Genomic DNA, 25,000 nt, shown 5'->3' with positions numbered 1-25,000 from the left:
CTTTTTCATAAAAAGTTAAGCTTGCATAGTTATAGTTCTTGTATAACCTCCCTTAAATATAAACTTTGCCCCGCCGGCCGTCGGCGGGGTCTTTTTTTTATGTGAATCTTATTAAGAGGATACCAGCTTAGCCAGTGATGAGGTAAATAGCTTCATCCAGCGGAACGATAACCTCTGTTTGTTCCTCCATATCTTTCAGACGTACCTTATCAACACTCGATTCGCTTTCGCCGATCAGAATAACGTAACGGATGTTTTTGGATGAGGCTGTGGCGAGCTGCTTTTTTAATTTTCTTTTACCGGATACGAGAGTGGTTCTTATAGAACAGGCGCGCAGGTCGGCTGCTGCAATCAAAGCTTGTGATAGTGTCTCACCAATGGGAATGACCATAACATCAGCTGCGCTATTTTCTTGGATAGGTCGTTCTGCTAGGAGCGCCATGATTGACTCCATACCAAAAGACAACCCAACCGTAGGATATTGATTATCCTCTCTGCCCACTAGCTGTCCGATAATCGCGTCATATCTGCCTCCGCCACCCAAGCTTGAGGCAAAGGAACCAGATGCATCAAAGATCTCGTAAACTGTTCCTGTGTAGAATGAAAGACCTCGGGATAAGAAAGGATCGAAGCGGCAATTCTCCTTTAGTCCAATGTCTTGGATTAGATTTTGTAGGACGAGAACCTCTGACGCACCCGGTTGTGTTGTGAGATTGTATTTGTCGCATAACTGCTCAAAGCTTGGATTATCCATTTCGATAAGCGCTAGAATCGCCGCGATGGTTGCACGTTCTAGCCCCTTGCCAATCAACTCGTTCTCCACTCCACTAATGTTGATTTTCTCAAGTTTATCAAGGGTAAGCATAACGGATAGTTGCTCTTCCGCAGGTACGCCGATGGACTCTAGAATCTCACCGAGAAAACGTCGATTGTTCCATTTTAGGATGATAGGAATGTCCAGCTTGCGGAACGCTTCGGTAGCCAGTTGCATTAGCTCAGCTTCAGCCTCAGGGCCGGAAATGCCGACCACATCGACATCACATTGCAGGAATTCACGCAGACGCCCACGTTTTACGGGTCCATCTCGGAACACTTTTCCGATCTCATACCGCTTGAAGGGAAACTCTATCCCTGGATTTAAAGCGATCACTTTGGCAAAAGGAATCGTCAGATCATAACGCAACCCCAATTTGCGGTTGCCCTGATCCGTGAGTTGGTACATTTCCTTGAGAATTTCGTCCCCGCCTGCATATTTTGAGGTTAATAACTCCAATTCATTTAATAATGTCGTATCCATCGATTCAAAATCATAGAGCTCGAACAAGTCTTCCAGCGTATTTTGAATGTTCTTTCTGAGCGCTTGCTCTTGACCGAAGTAATCATAAGTTCCTTTAATGTTTTGCATCATTAGTAGCTCCTTTGAATTGGCATAGTTTAGAAAATAAAAAAACGCGCAGGACCTCTTGGTCCTGCGCGTGATCTATGCCGCAGGGAGGCCAACGCGAGTAGCGTTAGCCTCCCTGAAAAAATTCAGGAGTGCTAACGCTGTTTGTGATAATAATGAAGTTGATTCAGCATGATTGTATTTGTATTCATCAGAACCAATTCCCTTCGAAATTTTGATTACTGCCGATTATAGCCGATCATTTGGAGTCGTGCAAGCAAGAATTTATAATTGGTTCGATTTCTTGTGGGCGAATGGACAAGTTATCAGCTATAATAGGGCTTCGATATTCCTTAAGGAAAGGGAGTTTTTCTACGATGAATGAATCTTTAATTATAGCTCGGACCGAAGATTTTGTTAAAGAACAACTTGGACAAGATACTACGGGTCATGACTGGTGGCATTGCGATAGAGTGCGCAACACCGCTGCTGAAATTGCCAAGATCGAGAGCGCAGATGTATTTGTTTGCACGATGGCCGCCTTGCTGCATGATGTTGCTGACGAGAAGCTTAATCCGTCTAAAGAAGAAGGTTTGCTTAAAGTACGTACCTGGCTTTCTTCAAACCTTACAGATGAGCAACAAATTAATCATATTATGATGATTATTGAGACGATGTCCTTTAGTGGTGGCGGGGGAGAACCGATGCAGACGCTTGAAGGCCAAGTGGTTCAAGATGCCGATCGACTTGATGCGCTTGGTGCGATTGGCATTGCCAGAACCTTTATTTTCTCAGGGGCGAAAGGTCGTCCAGCTTATGATCCAGAAGTGTCTCCAAGAGATGAATCGCTTCAAAAGGAGTACAGGGATTACAGCAAAGGAACGGCTATCAATCATTTTTATGAGAAGTTATTAAAATTAAAATTCCTGATGAATACAACCTATGGGCGCAAGTTAGCAGAAGAACGGCATGATTTTATGCTTAATTATCTGGACCAGTTCTATAAGGAATGGAATCAAGGGAGCCAATAGCTGTTATAATGATAAGTATGCACAAGATGAAGGATCGCGGAGTTTCCGCTTTAACCAGAACAATCGGCATAGAAGAGGTTGAACGATGAGTGAATTGCAATTTAGAGATTATGAGTTAAACGAAGACATTATTAAAGCGCTGGATGTCCTGAAATATGAGACGCCAACAGAAGTTCAAAGCAAAGTGATCCCTGTAGCTCTTCAGCAAAAGGATCTGATCGTTAAATCGCAAACGGGTAGCGGAAAGACGGCAGCTTACGGAATCCCCGTCTGTGATTTGGTGGATTGGGTGGAGAATAAGCCGCAGGCTTTGATTCTAACGCCTACTCGGGAGCTTGCCATGCAAGTGAAAGAGGATATCACCAACATTGGACGATTTAAACGGGTTAAGGCCGTGGCTCTTTTCGGTAAGCAGCCTTTTGCTCCACAAAAAATTGAACTTACTCAAAAAACACATGTTGTCGTAGGTACGCCTGGACGTGTGTTCGACCATATTGAAAGAGGCACGCTTCCGCTAAATCGGATCAAGTATTTGATCATCGATGAAGCAGACGAAATGCTGAGCATGGGGTTCATTGAACAGATCGAAAAGATCATTAAGCAGCTGCCAAAAGAACGGGTGACTTGTGTTTTCTCCGCTACATTACCGGAAGTGATTAAGAATTTGTGCCGGAAATATATGAGCGATCCAACGGAAATTGAGATACAAGCAAGTGGAATTACAACCGCTACAATTGAACATGCGTTGATCGAAGTGAGACAAGCTGCTAAGTTCTCGCTACTGAGCGATATTATTACGGTGGAGAATCCGGATAGCTGCATTATCTTTTGCCGTACACAAGAACAGGTGAATGCGGTATTTAGAGGGCTGGCTGATTTGGAATATCCCTGTGATAAGATCCACGGGGGAATGGAGCAGGACGAGCGTTTTGAGGTCATGAATGCTTTTAAAAGAGGGCAGTTCCGTTATCTAATCGCTACCGATGTAGCGGCAAGAGGTATTGATATCGAGAACATCACTCACGTGATTAATTACGATATTCCACTGGAAAAAGAAAGCTACGTGCACCGTACAGGCAGAACTGCTCGTGCAGGTAAGACAGGCAAAGCGATCACTTTTGTCACTCCAAATGAGCAAAAGTGGGTGAAGGACATTGAAGGCTATATTGGCTTTAGCATCCCGAACATGAAAGCTCCTTCGGATGATGCCGTTGCTTACGCGAAGGAAGCTTTCGAGCAGAAGATTAACAAGCAGCCTGTCCGCAAGAAGGACAAAAGCGAAAGCTTGAATAAAGAGATCATGAAGCTGTACTTCAACGGCGGCAAGAAAAAGAAGCTAAGAGCCGTGGACTTTGTCGGTACAATCGCAAAGCTTGAGGGTATATCTGCAGAAGATATCGGTATTATCTCGATTCAGGACAATGTGACCTACGTGGATATTTTGAACGGTAAAGGTGCAATGGTACTGCAAGCGATGAGAGAGACGACGGTGAAGGGCAAGCAGCTTAAAGTGCATATTGCGAAGAAATAAGTACGTGAACAGCAGTTTATCGCTAATCACCATTCATAAGTGCCGCCATTGATGCGGTTTAATTAAGAGGGAGTCGTGTTCTTTACGCGGCTCCTTTTTTATTTGTTTTTTACAGATTGAAAATAGAGGATTAATCTATCGGTATTCAGAACTGTTACTAAATAAAGAGGTGGTATAGTGAAAAGTGAATTTAAGAACATTAGGATTAAAGCGATTCTGCAAGTTCTAATTGTTGTATTTTTGCATTTTATAACTATCTATTTTTTGAAGCTGAACACTGAAGATTGGGATGAAGAAATAGTAAACCAGATGTTCTTAATGTATTCAGCACCAATATTTCTTACATATATTTCTTGCATGAGGGCTTTAAAGACGAGGAAGCTAAGGTACAATATTGCATGGTTAGTTATCAGTACTTTACCTAGCATGAGAATTCTATTTTACTTAAAAGAATATCAAGGGAAAAAATCTGCAAATCCTGGTTTCGTTGAATTTGATATTCCTCAGATAGAGCTTATTTATCTATTTCCTGTTAGTTACTTGGGTATCCAACCATGGAAAAGTTTCTAATTATGCTAAGGGATGGATGAGGTTGGTCGTTTGATACCCTGAAGGAAACGGTGAGGCTCTATCGTAAAGAAACTTAGTTTTGGGAGGAGTAATTATCGAATTGGGTGTAGATGAAAATAGTTTGTGCTTGGGCGAGTGTTTAGATTGTGTTTTTGTTTGATTTATAGGGAAAACCTCCCTATAAATCGCCTGAAATCCGCTGTTATGAGCTAATTAGGTGAATTTAAAGGGAGAAATTCCCTAATTGTTGAAATCAGGACCGTAATATCGATGAAATTGGGGAGGATTTCCCTAAATTTCATTCCCACGAATCCATAGGAAAAAAACGCAGTATGCAATTATAATTTGTTTGGTATTAAAGCGAATAAATCATATAAAGGTGATTATTGCTTGGCAAGAACACATGAAGAAGTGGATGGCGTACGTGTGCCCACGACTTCAAAATTCCGGAGCTACTCTAGCGTAGCAGGATCTTTTGCTGACCATTCGGATTTCCTACTTAAAAACAGTCGTTATCGTTTCGCATTATCCAAAGAAAATCCTTATGAGTTTGCTAACGAACTCCAAAGAGCTGGTTATGCGACGGATAGTCAGTATGCCAACAAACTGAAATCGATTATCCGAAAACAAAACTTAGCTTCGCTAGATATGAATCAAGGGATTGACCCCGCAACGGCCAACCCTTTACTGATATCGGGTTTGTTGGAGGAGGCAGTGGGGACGGTGGGGCTGGTAGTTTAATTACTGTGACCTTTGGGATTAGTCAATATTATGGTGGGCCGGCAGTTAAAACCCATCAAGAAAAACGTATGGACGGTAAGTATTATACCGTTTATGAAACCATAAACGATCCCACAACCGGAAACCCAATAATTAATTTTGAAAATTACGATCGTGTGGTACTCTCATCTGAAGCGCAAGCTCCAATCATTGAGATAAAAGACATCCCAGAAGCAATTAGAGTAACCATTTATGCATCCAATGAACGAGAATTTTATGTGATGAACGTAGACTATATAAAGGGGACCTATTAATGAATACACAATTGGTTAATCTGCAGTTCAGTGATACTTACCTCATGGTCAATTTCGAGATTACTTTCCAAGAAATTCAATCCTGGTTGTCTATGGCCGGCCACAACATGGATGATGCATCCCTTTTTCGAGCTTTGTTATTCCCAGAATCATTAGATTCGGACCAACAGACCGAGTTGTGCTGGATTATCCTACACAGATACGAGGATGTTTTCTTTCAAACCAATCGCAACTGGACGGATCCGGAACATCCAGCAACAATGAACTGCGTGCATCAGTTATTGCTTCGCATGATGAACAGTCGCACACTTAATGGTGAAGATAATACGAAGCTGGACCTTTACTTACTCTTGCAGGAAGACCGTCAAGCTGATACACCGTTATATCCTACGCTACATCATCTGTTTGATGTGAAGTGGGGCAGTTCCGCTTCCGCGTAGTGTAGCAATTTGAAATAGCGTTTAATCCTAATAGCAGAAAGAATTTAATTACACCGCCTTCGAAAGAAGGCTTTTTTTGTTAGTCGATACCTTTCAATAAAATAGTGGAATATTAAAATACGCTCTTTTAGTCGGTATGGTATCAACGGAACTAAATGATATATCAAGCGTAATTGTAAATAAAAGGAGTGATTTAATGAGTTATTTTATCGAGTTTTTAAGAACCTTATTTCCTGATTCAACACCCGCTGCAATATCAATTATAGTTACAGTATTAGTTTTTTTGGATGTATAAGGAGCTAAGAAGCAACTTTCTTGAAAACAGTAAATCTAATCAACAACGGGTAGATAAGGCTCTTGATATCTACTCTGACATTGAATTTGGAATATATAAATACCTCAATGAAAAAAGTGACCTTTTTACAGTAGCTGAAAAGATATCTAAAGCCTCTTCGCTCCTTCCTTATGATTTACTAAAATTATTCATTAAGTTTAAAGAGACAACTAATGAGTCTTTAAAAAGGGAGATGTTGCTTGAATTACATAAAGATATAGAAAAGGAAATCTATAGTTTGAAATTTAAACAAGTTGATCCAGTAACATTCAAGAGTGATAAAAATATAGCCGCAAGTGTTGAATACTACATAAAAACGAAGATTGCACCTTTTGGAATTCCTTTTATTTATACCTACTTTAATTTTGTATTTTTGTTATTACTTATACTGCTCATCGCTTTAATTGATAGCGCCGCGACAGTAACGGAACAAATTTTCTTGATTTCCTTGATTTTCGCTTCATTGTCCTACCTTATGGTTCTATATAATATTATTTCTGAAGGTTTTCTTAAAAGACGATTCAAACGCTCCTATATAAACTGGATTTTATTGTTAATATTTGCACTTGGGATGCCATCATTGATGGTTTTTACTGACGCATGGTTCAGAGGCATCCTCGTCTTTGTAATGATATTTACTTATGGTTATTATGCAGGACGAAAGTGTATGAGAGAACGTGCTGTATAAATGGTCCCCGCAATCTGCTTAATAACAACCATACAACTGATGTGAATTATGTTATGGTTCATTCACTTAGAGCTTGGAACAGATGTACCGCGGTGAAGATAAATCAGGGTGAACCGTACCATAAGTGACTGCAAGTTTTATCGGGAAATCTGGAAGTAGGCTTGGTAGGGCGCTTTGCAGGGTATGGGTTTGGGATTGGCTACGTATTAGGCAAGTCGGAAACAACAGGCTGTTGAGAGCTTTTTTGGTTCACAGAAGGATGAGCCATCTGGCTCCCTATATGTATTAAAGTTTGCTTGAATCAGTTTTAGGCTTACAGGTAGTTGTGTTTAAATATAATCATATTTTACCATGTTAGTTCATATCAAGTGTTATACTTTACAGTTATGAATAAGAACGGAACGCTTGTTTGGATAACGGAGAGCGACTAGTGAAATAAAAGAAAAAAGGTAATTTAGCGACTAGTTGCCTATAAGAAAGGGAGTATTTATGCAAATAGAATCGCTTAATTCTAGCGATAAGTTATGGCAAGTCGTTGCTGAGTATGCGCTGAATTGTTCATGGAAAGCAGGAACTACTTTAGCTAAACAAATGAAAGAATTCCATTTTTCAGACTGGGAAAGAGTTTTTGCAGCATTAGATGGTGATCGTATTGCTGGCTATTGCACTTTAGCAAAAACAGACTGCATACCTGATGTTTCCTATACACCTTATATCGGGTTTGTGTTTGTGGGAGAGCAGTACAGAGGCGATCGATTAAGTGAAAAGTTGATTTTATCTGCCTTGGCATACGCTAAGGAACTTGAATTCGATAAAGTATACCTTGTCAGTGATCATGTTAATTTGTACGAAAAATATGGTTTCAAGAAGGTAGATGAGAAAGAGGCACCTTGGGGGGCAATGGAGACTATTTTTATGCACTTGGCGTAACGTGCTGCTATCTAGCAAAGGGCCATTCCGCAAGGGATGGCCCTAAAACTTGCAGTTTCAGCTAGCGCGGAGAACCCTATCACAAGTAATGTCGAAATTTATGAAAAAGCTAGTAATTAAGAGATTACATAAGGTTTTAGAGAGAGACCCCGTATATACGTTAGCGTCAAGTACTAGCAAACGAAAACAAGCACACCTTCACAATTAAGATTAGGTGTGCTTGTCATAGCTTGTATTAGTCTATTCTGTTAGTCATTGCAATTTACTTTGTCATAATATTGTAGAGTGTCTGAGCAAATTCCGCTCTGGTTGCTTTATCTACTGGTAAGAGGTTACCGTTTAATCCAGATATAACTCCATTATTCACAAAGTATGTCATGGCAGCAGTTGCATAAGCAGATACTGAATCACTATCTTTAAAGTCTTTCAGTTCATTTGGAGTAGTTCCGGTCGGCAATGCATTAATGCTCTTAAGCGTATTATATGTCAATACAAACATTTCCTGTCGTGTAACTTCTTTTTCAGGTGCAAACATGTTATTGCCCGCACCATCTGTTATACCCAACCGCTTTGCCGCTGCTAGATACCCAGTATAGTACGTGTTTCCAGCGTCACCGAAGTTGTTTTCAGAGTTTTGATCTGGATTGATACCAAAAGCTTTCATTATCATTACCAGAGATTGTGCGCGGGAAACTTTTGTTTCAGGACCAAAGTTCCCATTACCTAATCCATTGGTTATGTCTCTTGCTGCTAAATAGCTTACGGCATCATTGTACCAAGCGTTGGCTGCAACATCGGTAAATTCAATATTGTTGTACCCTACAGCATATTGCGAGAAATGAGGTACACTGAATGTTAGTGTTTGGGTTGTCACATCATACACACCATTTTTCACCACATTAAGTTGGCCAGCAGTATTGATATGGTAAGCTACAACTGCAATTGGCTTCTCATCGGACTTAAGTGCATAAGGTATTGTTACTGTTATGTTTCCACTAAACTCCGATATCGTCTTGTCACCGCTAGTAATATCGAAATTCACAACGGGTCTATCTCCAACTTTGTGCTGATAATCAGCATCTAATGTTGATGGTTCCATCTTCGTAGCAGTAATGGTAACAGTTCCTGTTGCTTGATCGGAGATGCTTGATATCGCATTTCGACCAAATGTCATTGTTCCGATTGGCGTAGATATTGTTAAGGTAACCGCCGTATTAGATGTGAATTTCATCAAGGATTCATTTGATAATGTAACTTTGACTGCTTTAGCATTTGATGGAGCGTCCACATCCAGTTTAATTGCTACTTCAGTATTTACACCTTGATCAGCAGCTTTTGATACAGCTGTTGTGATAGCATCATCAATCAGTTTGCCAGGTACTGTAGTAACTGCTATTCCATTTTCATCTGTAGTTTTCACAGAAGTTACAGTTGTTACCTTGCCTTGAGAAACAGTTGTCTCATAAACGGGAACGGGCTTTGTTGTAACTTCACCACCACCTGATGGAGGTTGGACAACTGGAGGTGAAACCACTTGTTTCTTTAATACGGTAACTCCGATACTTACTTTCAATGAAATACTATTGGTATTTACCAAGTCAGAAGGCAATATTACTTCGCCATTTACTGTAAACGTTTGTTCTGTCTTGACTGAAGGATCGTAATCAGCAGAATTCACATCCCAAGCTACAACTGCATTCATTTTTCCGTTATTAGTTACTAATACAACGGTAGCAGGTAGCTTAAGATCAGCGATTGTCTTTAGAGTTCCGTTAGGCAATCCGGTTATCGCTGTCGGTGCTTGAATGCTTACAAGCTCTATTCCAGGAATCTTCTCAAATTCAGCAGTAATTATTACATCTTGAGCTGGCATTGTAAATGTATCTTCGAGTATCACATTGCCATTTACTTTCAGAGAACCTGTTTTTAGTTGATATCCAGCATCAGGTGTTACTGTCAATTTTACAGTTTGACTTGGTTTTGCTGTCGATAGATCTGATGTTACTGAACCATTAGTCATAACACCAACTGTAATCGTGTAAGGTTCATCTGTATCTTTTACTACTCTAATCGTTTTATCAGCAAACTTCGTCGAATCAACTTCAGATGTTGCTCTAATTGTAAGCTGATCTGCTGTTTCATTTTCGTTAACCATCAGCAATCCGTTGAAAATTTTAGTATCGACATTTTCAGCACCATAAACAGCCCATGTAACGGATGTTGATGCGTCATTTTTTACTGCCACATTAGCAGTGAATTGCTGAATCTTACCAGCCTCAACGAAGTCAACTTGGTCAGGGATTGTAACACTGATTACTTTTGGAAGTAGTTCATTTACTACTAACACTTGTGCTATTCCTGATTTTGTTGTATCAAACGTTGAAGTTGCTTTAACTGTCAGTACACCACCAATTTCTTCGTCAGCAGCAACACGGAGTACCCCATCACTGATGGTAGTATATTGACTTGAGTTACCGTACACATCCCAAATAACGGTATCACCAGCATTACCTGCGACTTTAGCTTTAAATGTTAGTGTAGTTCCGATCTTTCCATCCACATCGTTAGGGGTTATGGTTACAGAATCAACTACGTGGTCTCCACCCTCTACCAAACGACTTACCACATTATCAAGATCAAACCTTAACTTTTCAAGTTCAGTCTTTGTTACAGCTATTGTAGAAGATTCTACTCCACTGATAATACCTTTAGTTTTTTCTAAAACATCACTAAAGAGTTTAAAGCTATCAGCTGTATATTGATCTTCAGTGTATGTTTTTTCATATTCGTTACAGACTTCTTTAAGTCTTTGAATATTTCCAATACTACGAAGTGCTAAGGCCGATTCTTCTAATGCAGCTCTATATCCTTCTGCGTCACTCGCTGTAACTGCTGTTGATAGTGCTGCTTTAATAGCGTTTAAAGCTATTGAGAATGGCCCCCATGTAGCGGGAACATAATTGGCTTCATGCAAATTACTATAACGATTGACTAAATCCTTCAAAGAAGCTTGGTCAACATAAAGCTCATTAGTAGGATCATAAGTATATTCTAGTCGTCCTGAGTTAGGTTTCCCATATTGTTTCAGTTCATAATACAGCGTGCCACCATCTTTGGACAACGGAACTCTTGCCTGCCTAATGAAATCTTGGCCTTCTTCTACTTGCTGTGAATGTAAAATAGGTGATTGTGAATCAGCAGTTTCATAAATCTTCATAGAAGTCCCAACATCTAATCCTTCTAAGGTAAACACACCGTACTTACTACGTGTTTGGTTACCCATTAAAGAATGCTCCAGCTTAATTGATGTTGGTAGCTTAATTTCCGTTCCAACTTCAGGCGCATATTCAATACTAGAACGTAAGCTCACCACTCCATTTACATTAGTTGTGTAATACAATCTGCCGCCTTCAGGAATTAATGTTAAATTCTCAAAAGAAGCCACTCCACGATTAAGCTGCTTGTATTTATTGTTTGGTTGTGTAGCTTTTACCTCTGCAATTGGTTGGTCAGACTTCAGGCTGTCATAGATTTTCACGATACCTGTATCATCTGCAACCGTTCCCCCTGATCCGATAGGCATTGCAACATTGTCTAAAACTACAGAATCAGTTGCTCCAACATTATTTTTCACTGTTACATTGCGGTCTAGCAAGGCTGTGGAATGAGGGACATAAGGATTCTCATACAATTCAAATTCATAGATACGAATTGCATGCCAAGGACAGTTATCACTTTTTGTAACGTGAAGCCTAATATAACGTGCTGTAATAGGAGTATCAAGTACACGGTCGGTAACGTCTTGACGGTTTCCGATTACCTCATCGACTTTTGTGTAATTTAATTTTATAACTCTCTGCTTACTAGTAGGGTCATTAGGATCTAAAATAGGTTGTCTATCATCTTTCGCATACTGTAAATCAAACGTGTCGGTATTAAAATCTACGCCCTCACCTGCACCGGCAACGTTAGCATGCTTAACAACCCAACGGCTAATATCCATATCTTTGCCCAAGTCGAAGTAAGCAGATGCAATTGTTTTACCTGAAGCCCATTTACTGTTTGGAATAACACCATCGTTAATTTTGTCAACCTTGCCCCCAGGGTCAAAAGAGCCATCATCAACGACCGGGACGTTCAACGCAATATTAGTACCTTCTACTTGCGCTACTTCGAAACCACCCGTAACAGCTGGCCAGTTGAAATTGAATGTTTTTACCCCGCCAACTGTTCCATTAGCGCTGTATGATGTAATTTCGAAAGTAGTCTGTGCTTCTTCATTGTCTCTTACAAATCTACCTAAATAAAAAGCATCACTTGGTGTTGCGCCAATGAATTCTTTTGTCCCATCAGCGTATACGCGATGGATGGTGTATAGTGACGCATTGGCAGATTTATCCCAATATATTCTTGCTTCTGCTGTTGTATCATTTACATATATTGAATCATCAAGTGTAATTGCAGATGTTGCTGCAGGAGCAGCTTCATTTGTTGTAAATGCAAGTCTTCCGATATTTATAGAATAGTCCTTAACATCCTCATTTGCATTTATTTTCAATGATATCGCAATTGCTTTTTTATCGTGTTTTGATAGGTCGATAGTAGAGGTTGTCCAACCATTCTTCTCTGTACCAGCTGGAACAGGGTAGAATTCGAAATTACTATCGTCATAAGTATCGCCAAAGCATAAACCAACATACACATCGACATCTGAAGCAGGTGTTTTATATGTGATGCTTATCTTACTATTATCAGTGATCTCTAACTGTGAGCTGTATAGCTTTATGTGATTTGCTTGATTTGCGTCTAGATTACCTGATAACTTTAACGATGATCCTCCCCACCAAGCATCTTCATAATCAAAATTAGGAGCTAGCTTAGAACCTTTACTATCAACAATCCAACGCCAAGTTGGTGTTATATCCGTTAGTGAACGGTTATACCAACCCTTTTCCTTACCAGTAACAATACCGTCTTCATAGAATTTCTTACCGTTACCAACTGTGAAATTTGTTGCAAATTCATTTCCTATAATTGGTGTTTGGTCTGCAACAAGATTTGAAAATCCAGGAAAAACACCGAGAGTACGTGTTTTATCTCTAGGATCGAATGCTGGACCTGTCCACAAACGTAGGTCTTCATGGTTCATAAAATCATCGATACTCTTAGAGCTAATGAGTGTTGCGTTAGGCCCTAGAATACCGAGAGATGTTTTTAATTTCCCATCGGGACCAATTAGATTAGTAACATCAGCACCTTTGTCGGTATAAGGGAAGTTCTCCCATGTCGCATGGATATCAAAAGGGCTTCTACCAGCGTCTACGACTGACTTAATTGAAGCATTAATATTTCTCCAGCTCATGTCAAGCCACCAGTCGTTATTTAAGCGTGTATCCCCATCTTGCATCCAATTTTTAACGTCAGATTCACCTAATTGACCTTTCCCGTTATACCAAGCCATAGTAAAGTTATCTGGCTTCTTCTCCTGAATATATGCGAGCATCTCTTTAAGTTTTGCCATGCTCTCTGGACTTGAACTTGATTCTTGATTAATGGTAAAACCATCAAATCCATAATACTGAGCAATTTCAACTAATTTATCGGCAGCAACAAAATTACCTTTAGCGTCCTGTTCCACCAACTGATCAATAAACTTACCACCATATGCACTGTCACCCCAAGGGATGAAAATAGTTCCAGTTGCCTTTACACCGTTTCTATGTGCAGAGTCTATATGCTCTGGTGTCGGTATAGCAATTGGCCCCTCAGCTGACGAGCCTCCCCAATAATTGTTGATATCAACGTATTGGAAATTTGTCATTGCATATGTGTAAGCGCCATCGCCACCCTGTGACGGTGATTGGCTTGCACGTGCACTTGTACCACTAAGAGGGATTATTCTTGCATCGCGTGATGCATTAGGATTGACGGATGGTCCCATCCACCTTTTTGCCAGAGGAACAGCACTCCGATTATATCGGGCATCGGGGTCATTATCAGGAGTCCAATTTTTCAATTCGTCGATTTGGAATGCTGCCCCATAAGGCTGCAATGTTTCATTATGCAAATAGTACTCATTTGATATCGGCAATGGTTCAGGCCAATACCCCAAGGCAGCTTGTACTGGTTGCCCTGTAATCAAAACAGTAGAAAGAGTGGAGCCAACAAGAACACAGCTCAACGCTTTCTTAATAAGAGGTTTTTTCATCTGATTATCTCCTACTTTGTGTATTTTTTGAAGATTTCGTGCTGCTATTTACTCCTATTAGGAGTTGAGAGACACTATTTAATTCTTCATCCTATACGCTAATCAAAGCAAATGACTAGACTTCGTGGGACGTATTCATATCCCAACATCTTACCTAGTACCGCCTTCTGAGTGTTTGTATCAACCCCTTTATGAGATATTATCTAGTGGGCTTCGAGTGCAATAAACCTTAGAATATCTGTACATAAGCAAATCATTCGGTCTCTGAACCAAACTAGTAAGCTATGGTGAAGGGCGAGAGGTTCGAATCCTCAAGCGGCTCTTCACAGCCACAGATGCGTTCCAAGCAAGTACTCTAGACCACTCTGTCACCTTACCTTATTAAGTTGGGTAAAGGAGAGATTCGAACTCTCGGTGATACTGCCGTACCACAAGGGATTCCCCTCTGCAATCAACCACTCTGCCACTTCACCCATAATGGAGGACAAAACAAGATTTGAACTCGCGTGAGCAACTGAAGGCACTAAACCATTGCACATACATCTTGCCCATCACGCCAAATGAAAGCGGTTTCAAAAATTCATTAGTTACATTCTAGCAAATACGTGGATTTTAAGACTACTGTACAAACAATAGAAAGTAGTCAAAAAACTATAGGGTTGACCAAAGTTTTCAATAGTTCTTTCGCTTATACGTCTCTAAGTCAGTTGCGCTGGTTGCCAGAGTAATGGCCCTAAAACTTGCCGTTACAGACAGCACGGTGAACCGTACCATAAGTAGGGGCAAGTTTTTTTGGGAAATCGCGCTGAGGGCTTGGAACGGAGCCTTGAAGGATATGGGTTGAAGAGCGGTCACGCGCAGCAGCGAAGATGGAGCAAACGGACTTTTGCGAGCTTTTTGGAGTTGCAAATTACAAAATAATGGAGGGTTATAAATGAAGTACTTTTACGGAGTATTATCTTTTTTGGGACTCGTCTTGCCCTAATCGCAATTCATCCCTTGGGTCGTGCGCAACGGCCTCGATTTGTCTCTCCTATTTGAAGCCATAACCAGTACGCGTATCGGAGCTTTTGCATGGATGGATGTTTTAGTTACCGCGATCGTGCTTATGGGATTTATTCTATTAGAAGGCACCAGAAAGAAAATGAAATATTTATGGCTGCCGATTGCAGGTACGCTACTGGTAGGTCCTTCACTGGGTCTTCCCTTGTTTTTGTTTCTTCGACAATTACACTTGGAGAAAAACATTCTAAAATAGCATCAAAGATGGGAACGGAAACATGGTTAAACGAATCAGTTTAAAATGTTCGGCATTTCTTGAACGTCATACTTCCATCGACGCAGCAAAGAATGTAATCTCGGATGCAGAGGCATGGATCGTAGACTTCAAAACGTTCTCCAACACATGATCACCTTTCAATTCATTATTGAAACAGATAGCGTGGGGCGTTTGCTTGCTCAGATTGAGGCATCTCCCCTTACTCTTTTTTCAGAGTCATCAACAGAATTAAAGCTGCGTTTAGAAGATTGGGAAACGAAACGTCCGACAATAGAACTTAATGGTTCTTTAGTAGTGTACATCGTAAACGATGGGCCTGATGTTGAAGTTGACGTACCAGCGGTACCAGGCTAAAGGCTTCCTGCAAATGAATTGAAGGGTTGTCTACTATAATCTGTTTTAGTATGAAAGCTTGCCGGTACAGACTGAGTGGAGAACCTTATCATAAGTAGGGCGAATTATTATGCTTTTGAGTATGAATCTTCGCACAATCTCCGTTGTCGGCTTCGGTAAATGACTACTAAATTAATTTGTCATGTGACAATACTGATGACAGCGGTCACTATTAAATACAATTAGTTCCATTATAATAGATCTAGCTAGTGGTGCTAAGTGGTATACCCGGATTGTTCGCGACAGATGAAGGTAAGGCATATGCGGCAGTGAGCTTTGCTGGAGGAACGGGACTTGAAGGTGATCCCTATCAGATTGCAACCGCCGAATAATTGAATGCTGTTCGTAATTATTTAGGTGCTGGTATCTACTTCGAATTGACTAAATATGGGGGAAAGTAAAGTGATAAAAATAAAAAGACTGCAATTATCTATTGTACTTGTGCTTGTAATGACGTTGTTTGTGGTCCCTGTTGCTCAGGCGGCTCCGGTCGGCCAAGTGGCCGAGATTTCTATTATCGTTAATGATAGCGTAATCCCGAGTGACGTCGAACCCATTGTCCATAAAGGAACCGCGCTTATGCCTTTGAGGGTCCTTGAAGACTCGCTCGGCGTGTCTCTTAACTGGAACAGTTCTACACAAACAATAGCGGTTTTTAAAGGAGATGCATCGGGTACGCTGATTATAGGCGACCCGACCGCCAGCATTAAAGTCGGTGATGTAGAGGAGAAGGTCACGCTCGATCAACCTGCTAAGATCATTCAGAACCGGGTTATGGTACCGGTACGTTTTATTGCCGAATTATTCGGTGCAAAAGTAGTATGGAATTCCACCATGAAAACCATCACCATCAGTACTCAGCCATCGGTTGACCAAGAATCGCAGAATTCTAAAGGCAATGGAGTCAAGGGTGATAAAGGCGATACCGGAGCGACTGGACCAGCGGGAGCACAAGGCCCAGCAGGACCGGCGGGATCACAAGGAGATCCGGGGCCAGCGGGAGCACAAGGCCCAGCAGGACCGGCGGGACTACAAGGAGATCCAGGGCCAGCGGGAGCACAAGGCCCAGCAGGACCGGCGGGACCACAAGGAGATCCAGGGCCAGCGGGAGCACAAGGCCCAGCAGGACCGGCGGGACCACAAGGAGATCCAGGGCCAGCGGGAGCGCAAGGCCCAGCAGGACCGGCGGGACCACAAGGAGATCCAGGGCCAGCGGGAGCAGAAGGCCCAGCAGGACCGGCGGGATCACAAGGAGATCCGGGGCCAGCGGGAGCACAAGGCCCAGCAGGACCGGCGGGACCACAAGGAGATCCAGGGCCAGCGGGGACTTCTTTTACCTCGGAAGGATTTTCTGTTACGGGTACGACATACTCAATCGCTAGTAGCACGCTATTTACGAATTGGAGTGAGGCGTCCCCTTATTACGCAAGCCCTGCATTTAATCCTGCTACAGGGATATTTACGGCACCGGCCACTGGCAAGTATGCTATATATGCAACTGTTAACTATAAGACTAACGTTCCAGTTAGTATAAGCTTAGGAAGAGGCATTGATCCATTTTTTACCGTAAAGAAGAATGGCAGCACTGATTTAATAAAAGGTTATATGCCTATCTTGGACGTCAATATAGCGTTAATTTTAACTATAAGGACCGTACTAAGTAGTGCGACGGTGACGCTATCCGGTGATGTAGAGCTGCAAGCAGGTGATGAAGTTGGATTCTATTACGAAGCTGACGGTCTAACCCTTGGTTTCAGTACGGATATAGTATGGTCGATTCATCGGCTATCCTAATACAAGGTTGCATGAGGTGAAGTTGAACCTTTGGTAATAGAAACACATCTTAACAGATATAGAGTCGGGCCATTCTCTTTGGGAGAATGTCTGGCTCTATTTTTGAATAGGACTCTTTAACGAGGATAGTTAAGCAACTGTCTACAACAAATTATTGATCTTTAGGGGTGACTGGTTCAGAGTAGAACTGTTGATATCGTTCCAACAATTTCTTACCATTCTTCTTGACATAGTCTCGTTGCTTTCTAACATTATATCCTTTATAGGAACCATAGAAAATTCCTGAAGATGTGTGTAGATTTACAGCGTTTGATGCCACGCGGTTTGTAGGTTCTGTATTAATTTCTACACTGTCATAAAAGCGACTTCTTTTTGCATCTACAACAGTTGCATTCCAACCTTGCTTGTTTTTAATATCAGCAATCCGTATCCTAGCAACTATTGCTACAACCACTTCTTGCTCATTGTTCTCATCAGTAACAAATGCGTCGATAATATGTTTATTACTAGCTAGGTCAAGAACTTCTGTAACATCAAGTGTTTTTATTTCATTTGATCCGTTCGCCATATAAAACAACCCAATCTTTCATATTCAGATATAAATTGTATCGGAAATATATGGGTAGCTTATTACATCAAATGACGAAGGTAAGCCTGTGATTCAATTTCGGGGCTTTCTCTGACAAAGGAAAAGCCCCTTCCGCTTGTCAATCAGCTTCGTTATCCCTCGTTTGTTTCAAATGAAGAAACAGGCGTAATCGCGATTCGAGCTTCCTGTGCATTTTGACATAAGAGAGTATATCCCTCCGGATGATCGCCACTTGCGAGTTCATCTTCGATTTAATCATGATCTCGCAGATAAGGTGAAGGAATCCAACTATCATTACATTGAAGAAATGAAAGAGCATCAAGCTGGATTAGATGTGGTTTTACGCGTACGCCAACTGGATGAATTACTGCAATGGGTGCTCGGCTGGGGAGCGGGTGTAATCGTATTGGAGCCTGAATCATTCCGGAGTAAGATTCGTGAGGAAGCCCGAAAAATTTCAGAACGCTACTGACATAACGCTGTCAGTAGCGTTGTTTTATTATCGGGTATGTAAACATAAAGGAGTATAGAAAGGATGGTATTTTGTGAATTTTGCTTCTGTACGCATCATTACCGACGATGTGAATCGTCTCGTCGAGTTCTATGAAAAAGTTCTGGGTGTTTCGGCGGTGCACCCCGCGCCTGTTTTTGCCGAACTCGTTATGCCAGCATGTACCCTGGCAATCGGCCACTCCCAAACGGCGCAGCTATTCGGCGCTGGTTCCGTAGTGGCAGCGAGCAATCACACTGTCATCATCGAGTTCCGCGTCGACGATGTCGAAGCCGAATATGCACGCTTGAAGCCAATTGTCTATGATTGGGTAAAAGAACCGACCACGATGCCGTGGGGAAACCGTTCTATGCTGTTCCGTGATCCCGACGGCAACCTTGTAAACCTCTTCGAGCCGGTGACCGAGGAAGCGATTAAACGGTTTAGTGGCAGGCATTGATTAACTGATCTTCATGAGGGTCATGTCGAGGTCGTAGCTAATTAATAGGTTTGTCATGTGGTCCTGATAGTAGTCAAAATATAACTAATTTTGCGTACCTCTCACGGCATAGAACACATCGGAGACAGACTTGCTCTGCTGCCGCAGCACCTGCTCCAGCCATTGACGGTCAACCTGTTGTGTACGAGATTATCTTCCATGATTTTGCCTCCATAATCAGTTCAACAGGGAACGACTGGACGGCCGCGGTGAACCGTATCATAAGTAACGGCAAGTTATTGCTTAATTAGTCTGGATGCAGAAAGACCGACCTGCCTTGCATATGGATAGTCCAGCTGAAAGACCGTGTCCAATTGGCGACGGTGAAGCACGAATTTAGCTAACCCTTTGACCTCAGTATATTCATCAAGGAATGGTTCGAAATAAAATGTGCATTGTGCACATAATTTGTGCGATGCACATAATTTCGAATGAGAGCTGGGTGTAATAACTATGAAGGCAGCAATAGTGAAGAAGAAGGGGACCATTCCCGTAATGGGTCATTTTGATTCCCCTGTTGCGACAGGTGGGCAAGTTATAATTAACGTTTCGGCAACAGCCTTGAGTCGAGTTAGCAAGTTCCGTTCAATGGGTAAGCACTACTCATCAGAAGTTAATTTTCCAATTGTAGCTGGTATTGACGGTGTTGGAACTTTGAAAGATGGGTCTCGAGTTTACTTTGCACTGCCAACGGCACCGTATGGTAGTTTGGCTGAGCAAACCGTTGTCAACGAGAAGCTAGTTGTTCGTTTACCGGATGGTATTGATGATCTCACTGCTGCCGCTATTGCCAACCCAGCTATGTCGTCATGGGCTGCATTGGTATTTCGGGCTGGCTTCAAATCCGGCCAAACGGTTTTGATTAACGGCGCCACTGGGGCATCCGGTAGCTTAGCAGTTCAGATTGCTAAGGGCCTTGGGGCCAAGAAAATCATTGTAACGGGACGCAATGAATCGAAGCTACATTCACTTGGAGCCGATGAGGCCATTGCATTTGATATGACAGCTGACTACGGACAAAAAATGTTTGAAAACGGCCTAATGCCAGTTATTGCTGAAGGTGTTGATGTTATATTGGATTACCTTTGGGGTGATAGCGCATTCGCCATCATGGCAGCTCTTTCTAAGAATAATACGGATCGTGTAACCCGCTTTGTAAGCATTGGAACTTCATCTGGACAAGAAAACATAAATTTACCTTCATCTATTTTACGCTCATCAACAATTGAACTGGTAGGTAGTGGAGATAAGAGTGTTTCTAAAGCTGATATGTTATCCGCTGTTCAAGGTGTTTTTGAGATGGCCGCCGAGAGGAAGATAAAGATTGACACAACAGAGTTTGCTCTAGAAAATATCGAAGAGGCTTGGAATGCTCCGCTTACACCACGTCCAGTAGTAAAGGTGCGATAAAAAGAAATGGAGAATGAAATTTTTAAAGCGCTAATTGATTTAGTTTCCATTATCAATCGGTCAGACCGTGATAAGAAAATGATTGCTGATGCTGGTGTAAATTTGGAGGCAGCAGCCTTTCGCGTCTTTGTTGGTATCGAGCATCTCCAACCGACTAGTGTTGGTGATTTGGCTGCTATGATGGGGAAAAACTATTCGAGTGTTAGTCGGCAAATCGATAAGTTAGAGACCGCCGGGTTGGTTTATACTTATCCATCAAGTTCAGACTCTCGAATTCGTGTGTCTGAATTGACAAAATACGGGGAGGAAATCAATACAATGATTAACCTCGCCCGTGAGCGCAATATGCATGAAGCTTTAGCTGATTGGACTTGGGATGAAAAAAACGCATTATTAAATAATTTAAAGCGTTTATTCGAATCGTTGCAATAGTTCGACTGAGTACTGTTGTTGCAACTTTTTCTCTCTATGTTCGAATGCGACTCTTGTGTTGTGTTGTTTAATCATCCAAACTCATAAGTTCAATAGACGTTTCTCTACGACCAAGAAAGGAGCTGCCACGGCAGCTCCTTTCGCATTTTTCGCCGTTAGCCCTGTTACGGTGAACCGTATCACAAGTAGAGGCAAGTTTTTTGAAGAAAAACTCACAGGAGCCTGTGTTTACAGCAAGCCTAGTGGCCGTATCTGTCTAGTACAAAGAGACGATTGCCTGTACGGTTACGTCTCGGAGTTGGGAAGGGAAGAGGCTAGCTGGGGGCAGCGTAATGAAGTTTTGTTGGGTTTTGAAGATTCGTATATTCAGCTCTCCTGAAACTAAAAAAAGCTCATTCTACATCCGGGTGAACTTTTTTATAGAGTGTATAATAATTATTGGGACACAGATACTTCACTCATTAGAGCATGTACATTTTGGTCGTGGTCATGAAAGAACGTCAATGTAGAAGCAGCGATGTTAAAAATGATAGTAGGTACCTAGGTCACAGGACCCTACTCATGTGGTGTGCAGCCTCTCATGCTGGAAATAGATGAGAAGCACGAAAAAACAAGCCTAGTCGCCAATAACGTGGAGACTAGGCTTGTTATTCTTGAAAATCTCAGCAGCTGAATCAATCATTCTACAGAAGCTCCAGATAACGTCCCTAAGCGTTATACTGTGCCTGATGCAGCCGGCTGTATATGCCACCGGCATGGACTAACTCTTCATGGCGGCCTTGCTCGGCGATGCCTTCTTCGTTCACGACCATGATCCGGTCGGCATTCTTTATCGTCGTCAATCGGTGGGCGATGACGAGTGTGGTTCTACCCACGGACAGATCCGCAAGCGATTGCTGAATCGCTGCTTCCGTTTCTGTATCCAGTGCTGAAGTAGCTTCATCCAGAATCAGGATCGGTGGATTCTTCAGGAACATGCGGGCGATCGCTAGGCGCTGCTTCTGTCCACCGGACAGCTTCACACCGCGCTCGCCGATCACCGTATCCATGCCATCTGGAAGATTCTGAATGAGATCTTCCAGATGGGCACGCCGAGCAGCTTCCCAGATTTCGGGCAGCTTCGCATCCAGCTTTCCGTAGGCGATGTTTTCACGAATCGTACCCGAGAACAGGAACACATCCTGCTGTACGATCCCGATCTGCTTACGTAACGACTCCAGCTTCATGTCACGGATATCAATGCCATCTATGGTGATAGCCCCGCCTGTGACATCATAGAAACGAGGGAGCAGGCTGCAAATAGTTGTTTTGCCTGCACCAGAAGGTCCAACAAAGGCAATCGTTTCGCCAGCCTTAACTTTTAGGCTGATATTTTGTAGAACCGGACGATCTTCGTCGTATCCGAAAAAGACATTCTGGAAGGTAATATCACCGTGTAAAGTATTTACCTCTACGGCATCCGGCTTATCGCTGATATCTGGTTCCGTATCAATAATTTCTAGATAACGTTTAAAGCCGGCAATTCCTTTTGGATAACTCTCGATAACGGCATTGATCTTCTCGATCGGACGGAAAAAGATATTGGACAACAGAATAAATGCCACAAACTCACCGATTTGCAACTCGCCATTGATGAAGAACCAAGCGCCGCTGATCATCACAAGGATCGTAATGAGGCGGGTCATCATATAGCTGACGGATAAGCTTTTGGCCATGATTTTATAAGCGAGAAGCTTAGTTTTACGGAACATTTGATTATCTACTGCGAATAGCTCTTGTTCATGCTGTTCATTGGCAAAAGATTGAACAACCCGGATTCCGCCGACATTATCTTCAATACGGGCATTGAAACTGCCTACATTTCCAAAAAGCTGGCGGTAGGTGGAAGTCATGTTGCGTCCGAAGTAAATGATCACCCAAGCCATAATTGGAACGATAATAAAAGTAATAATGGCCAGCTTCAGATTAATATCAGCCATAAGGAGGAAAGCACCGACAAGTGTCATGATGGCGATAAATATATCCTCAGGACCGTGATGCGCCACCTCGCCGATATCATTTAAATCGTTGGTGATTCGCCCGATGAGGTGACCTGTTTTATTATTATCAAAAAAGCGGAAGGACAGTTTCTGGATATGATCGAACATTTTTTTACGCATATCGGTCTCGATATTAATGCCAAGCATATGCCCCCAGTATGTAACGATATACTGCATAACTGTATTCAAGGCGTAAATAGCTAGGAGCGCGACACACGCAATAAGAATTAGCGGCCAATCTTGACCCGGGAGCAAATCATCAATAAATTTATTGACAGCTACCGGAAAAGCTAGTTCTAGAAGACCTGCAAAAACAGCGCAGGAGAAGTCCAATATAAATAGTTTTTTATACGGACGATAGTAGGAAAAAAACCTTCGAAGCATTCTGTTCACTCTTTTCTATAAGAATATGTAGGAGATCGAATGAAATTGATTCTCAATTGTCTTGATTATATGGATACTAAAGATGTCATTCGATTTTGTCAATAATAGGGTTATAAAATTACTTAAGGCTTGTAACTTTTATAATAATAGTGGATGATAGGTCTTAATGCCATGTAATAAACATTTTTATATTTCAGGCGTAATCGCTCACCGTCCTTACAGGGATGTCAAAGGCGTTTATGCTTGTTGCAATTTAGGAGGATACATGATGAAAGCATCGCAACGAGAAGGAAACATTCAGAATAGAGGTTTAACGGATACCAAATATGATCGCTGGCTGCTAGTGTTGGGGATTGTGTTTATCGCAGCGGCACTTAGAGCGCCTTTCACATCCGTCGGTCCACTGGTACAAATGATTCAGGATGATCTAGGCTTATCGAACACTTTAGCAGGAGCTATTACTACTCTACCATTGTTGGCTTTTGCCATTTTGTCCCCGTTTGCTCCAAAGCTAGCTCGCCGTTTCGGCTTGGCTAATGTGTTATTAATTGCTATGGTTATGCTTGCTATGGGGATTCTAATCCGGTCGGGTTCTGGAACGGGACTGTTGTTCACAGGTACGGCGATACTCGGGCTTTCTATTGCGGTATGTAATGTACTGCTTCCGGGTCTGATTAAAGGGAAGTTTCCTCACAAAATTGGGTTAATGACAGGTGTCTACACCGTCTCAATGAATTTATGCGCTGCCGTCGCTTCAGGTATTAGTGTACCGCTAGCTAGTCAAGCTGGATTTGGCTGGAGAGGGACTTTGGCGATTTGGTTTATGATCGCTGCGCTAGCAACCCTGTTCTGGATTCCGCAAATGCGCAAGCTCGATCAAGGGACTGGGGCCAAGGGGTCGATCTCTAGTGGAAATATGTGGCGTTCTTCGCTTGCTTGGAAGGTAACGATTTTTATGGGCTTACAGTCGTTGCTCTATTATGTCTTCATTGCTTGGTTCTCTGTTCTCCTTGGTGAGCGAGGGATGTCATCAAGCCATGCAGGTTGGTTACTATCACTAATGCAAATGGCCCAGCTGCCGTTTACTTTCTTCGTGCCGTTGTGGGCAGGTCGGATGAAGAACCAACGTATTCTAGTAATCATCACGGCTATTTTGTATTTCATCGGAATCGGTGGCATATGGTTGGGAAGCAGTGCTTTAATGGCTGTCTGGGCGATCTGTTTTGGGATTGCCGGAGGATTTGCCTTCGGACTTGTGATGATGTTCTTCAGTCTACGGACCAGAAGCACTCAAGAAGCAGCGGAACTGTCGGGAATGGCCCAATCCGTAGGTTACGTGCTTGCAGCAATGGGCCCGGCATTATTCGGATGGCTTCATGATGTAACGAATAGCTGGACGATGCCGCTTGTTTTATTGCTGGGTGCAAGCGTATTGCTGCTGGTTGTCGGACTTGGTGCTGGTAGCGATCGATATGTGGGAGATAGAAGATAGATGGTCATAAAAAGAGTGTATTGGTGCGGACACGCGCCAGTACACTCTT

Annotated in this window: 19 protein-coding genes, 1 tRNA gene and 1 pseudogene; 16 read left to right on the top strand and 5 right to left on the bottom strand. The window is 42.2% G+C overall.

Annotated features, from left to right (window positions below):
- Nucleotides 1-127 precede the first annotated feature (127 nt).
- A complete protein-coding gene (locus NYE25_RS31155) occupies nt 128-1,408 on the bottom strand; it encodes a histidine--tRNA ligase (RefSeq protein ID WP_341147850.1) in 1,281 nt (426 codons plus the stop codon).
- 353 nt (nt 1,409-1,761) lie between these two features.
- On the opposite strand from NYE25_RS31155, the gene NYE25_RS31150 reads away from it, so the two are divergent.
- From NYE25_RS31150 to NYE25_RS31115, 8 genes and pseudogenes are all read left to right on the top strand, one after another.
- The gene (locus NYE25_RS31150) at nt 1,762-2,415 is read left to right on the top strand and encodes an HD domain-containing protein (RefSeq protein ID WP_149643916.1); all 654 of its coding nucleotides are present in this window, start codon (nt 1,762-1,764) and stop codon (nt 2,413-2,415) included.
- 85 nt (nt 2,416-2,500) lie between these two features.
- Nucleotides 2,501-3,946 carry a DEAD/DEAH box helicase gene (locus NYE25_RS31145; RefSeq protein ID WP_076283218.1) on the top strand — a complete coding sequence of 482 codons (1,446 nt, stop codon included), beginning with the start codon at nt 2,501-2,503 and terminating at the stop codon, nt 3,944-3,946.
- Between the two features lie 177 nt (nt 3,947-4,123).
- Nucleotides 4,124-4,516 (top strand): hypothetical protein, encoded by a 393-nt coding sequence (locus tag NYE25_RS31140; protein ID WP_341147849.1) that lies wholly within the window; start codon nt 4,124-4,126, stop codon nt 4,514-4,516.
- 339 nt (nt 4,517-4,855) lie between these two features.
- Nucleotides 4,856-5,257 (top strand): annotated as a pseudogene (locus NYE25_RS31135) (glycoside hydrolase family 73 protein); the annotation flags it as partial.
- A 5-nt stretch (nt 5,258-5,262) separates the two neighbouring features.
- A complete protein-coding gene (locus NYE25_RS31130; protein WP_076283215.1) occupies nt 5,263-5,550 on the top strand; it encodes a hypothetical protein in 288 nt (95 codons plus the stop codon).
- Nucleotides 5,550-5,990 (top strand): hypothetical protein, encoded by a 441-nt coding sequence (locus NYE25_RS31125; RefSeq protein ID WP_076283214.1) that lies wholly within the window; start codon nt 5,550-5,552, stop codon nt 5,988-5,990. Before NYE25_RS31130 ends, NYE25_RS31125 begins: the two co-directional genes overlap by 1 nt.
- Nucleotides 5,991-6,277: 287 nt before the next feature.
- Nucleotides 6,278-7,012: a hypothetical protein gene (locus tag NYE25_RS31120; protein WP_341147848.1), complete on the top strand. Its 735-nt coding sequence runs from the start codon at nt 6,278-6,280 to the stop codon at nt 7,010-7,012.
- Nucleotides 7,013-7,501: 489 nt separating this feature from the next.
- Nucleotides 7,502-7,942 (top strand): GNAT family N-acetyltransferase, encoded by a 441-nt coding sequence (locus NYE25_RS31115; protein ID WP_076298564.1) that lies wholly within the window; start codon nt 7,502-7,504, stop codon nt 7,940-7,942.
- A 262-nt stretch (nt 7,943-8,204) separates the two neighbouring features.
- Here the strand turns inward: NYE25_RS31115 and NYE25_RS31110 are convergent, their stop codons facing one another.
- Together NYE25_RS31110 and NYE25_RS31105 are read right to left on the bottom strand one after the other, a co-directional pair.
- Complete coding sequence (locus NYE25_RS31110; protein WP_341147847.1) at nt 8,205-14,150, bottom strand: endo-beta-N-acetylglucosaminidase; 5,946 nt, start codon at nt 14,148-14,150, stop codon at nt 8,205-8,207.
- 387 nt (nt 14,151-14,537) lie between these two features.
- Nucleotides 14,538-14,624, bottom strand: a tRNA-OTHER gene (locus NYE25_RS31105).
- Between the two features lie 520 nt (nt 14,625-15,144).
- On the opposite strand from NYE25_RS31105, the gene NYE25_RS31100 reads away from it, so the two are divergent.
- The 3 genes from NYE25_RS31100 to NYE25_RS31090 all read left to right on the top strand — a co-directional run bounded on the left by NYE25_RS31100 (nt 15,145) and on the right by NYE25_RS31090 (nt 17,616).
- Nucleotides 15,145-15,408 (top strand): DUF2834 domain-containing protein, encoded by a 264-nt coding sequence (locus NYE25_RS31100; protein ID WP_339804252.1) that lies wholly within the window; start codon nt 15,145-15,147, stop codon nt 15,406-15,408.
- A gap of 114 nt (nt 15,409-15,522) precedes the next feature.
- Nucleotides 15,523-15,783 carry a hypothetical protein gene (locus tag NYE25_RS31095; RefSeq protein WP_076283210.1) on the top strand — a complete coding sequence of 87 codons (261 nt, stop codon included), beginning with the start codon at nt 15,523-15,525 and terminating at the stop codon, nt 15,781-15,783.
- 441 nt (nt 15,784-16,224) lie between these two features.
- Nucleotides 16,225-17,616, top strand: a complete 1,392-nt coding sequence (locus NYE25_RS31090; RefSeq protein ID WP_341147846.1) for a stalk domain-containing protein — start codon at nt 16,225-16,227, stop codon at nt 17,614-17,616.
- A 151-nt stretch (nt 17,617-17,767) separates the two neighbouring features.
- On the opposite strand, the gene NYE25_RS31085 is transcribed toward NYE25_RS31090, so the two are convergent.
- On the bottom strand, nt 17,768-18,184 hold the full coding sequence (locus NYE25_RS31085; RefSeq protein WP_341147845.1) for a hypothetical protein: 417 nt from the start codon (nt 18,182-18,184) through the stop codon (nt 17,768-17,770).
- Nucleotides 18,185-18,437: 253 nt separating this feature from the next.
- On the opposite strand from NYE25_RS31085, the gene NYE25_RS31080 reads away from it, so the two are divergent.
- The 4 genes from NYE25_RS31080 to NYE25_RS31065 all read left to right on the top strand — a co-directional run bounded on the left by NYE25_RS31080 (nt 18,438) and on the right by NYE25_RS31065 (nt 21,036).
- Nucleotides 18,438-18,677: a WYL domain-containing protein gene (locus NYE25_RS31080; protein WP_445667194.1), complete on the top strand. Its 240-nt coding sequence runs from the start codon at nt 18,438-18,440 to the stop codon at nt 18,675-18,677.
- A 73-nt stretch (nt 18,678-18,750) separates the two neighbouring features.
- On the top strand, nt 18,751-19,155 hold the full coding sequence (locus NYE25_RS31075; protein WP_076283207.1) for a VOC family protein: 405 nt from the start codon (nt 18,751-18,753) through the stop codon (nt 19,153-19,155).
- 492 nt (nt 19,156-19,647) lie between these two features.
- Nucleotides 19,648-20,604: a quinone oxidoreductase family protein gene (locus NYE25_RS31070; RefSeq protein ID WP_341147844.1), complete on the top strand. Its 957-nt coding sequence runs from the start codon at nt 19,648-19,650 to the stop codon at nt 20,602-20,604.
- 6 nt (nt 20,605-20,610) lie between these two features.
- Complete coding sequence (locus NYE25_RS31065; RefSeq protein ID WP_341147843.1) at nt 20,611-21,036, top strand: MarR family winged helix-turn-helix transcriptional regulator; 426 nt, start codon at nt 20,611-20,613, stop codon at nt 21,034-21,036.
- Between the two features lie 707 nt (nt 21,037-21,743).
- On the opposite strand, the gene NYE25_RS31060 is transcribed toward NYE25_RS31065, so the two are convergent.
- A complete protein-coding gene (locus NYE25_RS31060; protein ID WP_076298557.1) occupies nt 21,744-23,459 on the bottom strand; it encodes an ABC transporter ATP-binding protein in 1,716 nt (571 codons plus the stop codon).
- Between the two features lie 268 nt (nt 23,460-23,727).
- Between NYE25_RS31060 and NYE25_RS31055 the strand changes: the two genes are divergently transcribed.
- Nucleotides 23,728-24,951, top strand: coding sequence for a CynX/NimT family MFS transporter (locus tag NYE25_RS31055; protein ID WP_081951083.1), 1,224 nt, complete (start codon nt 23,728-23,730; stop codon nt 24,949-24,951).
- Nucleotides 24,952-25,000 lie beyond the last annotated feature (49 nt).

This window comes from Paenibacillus sp. FSL E2-8871 (assembly GCF_038000345.1).
Lineage (GTDB): Bacteria > Bacillota > Bacilli > Paenibacillales > Paenibacillaceae > Paenibacillus_AQ.
The sequence above is the reverse complement of the archived record's forward strand: the minus strand, read 5'-3'. Positions and strand labels throughout refer to the sequence as shown.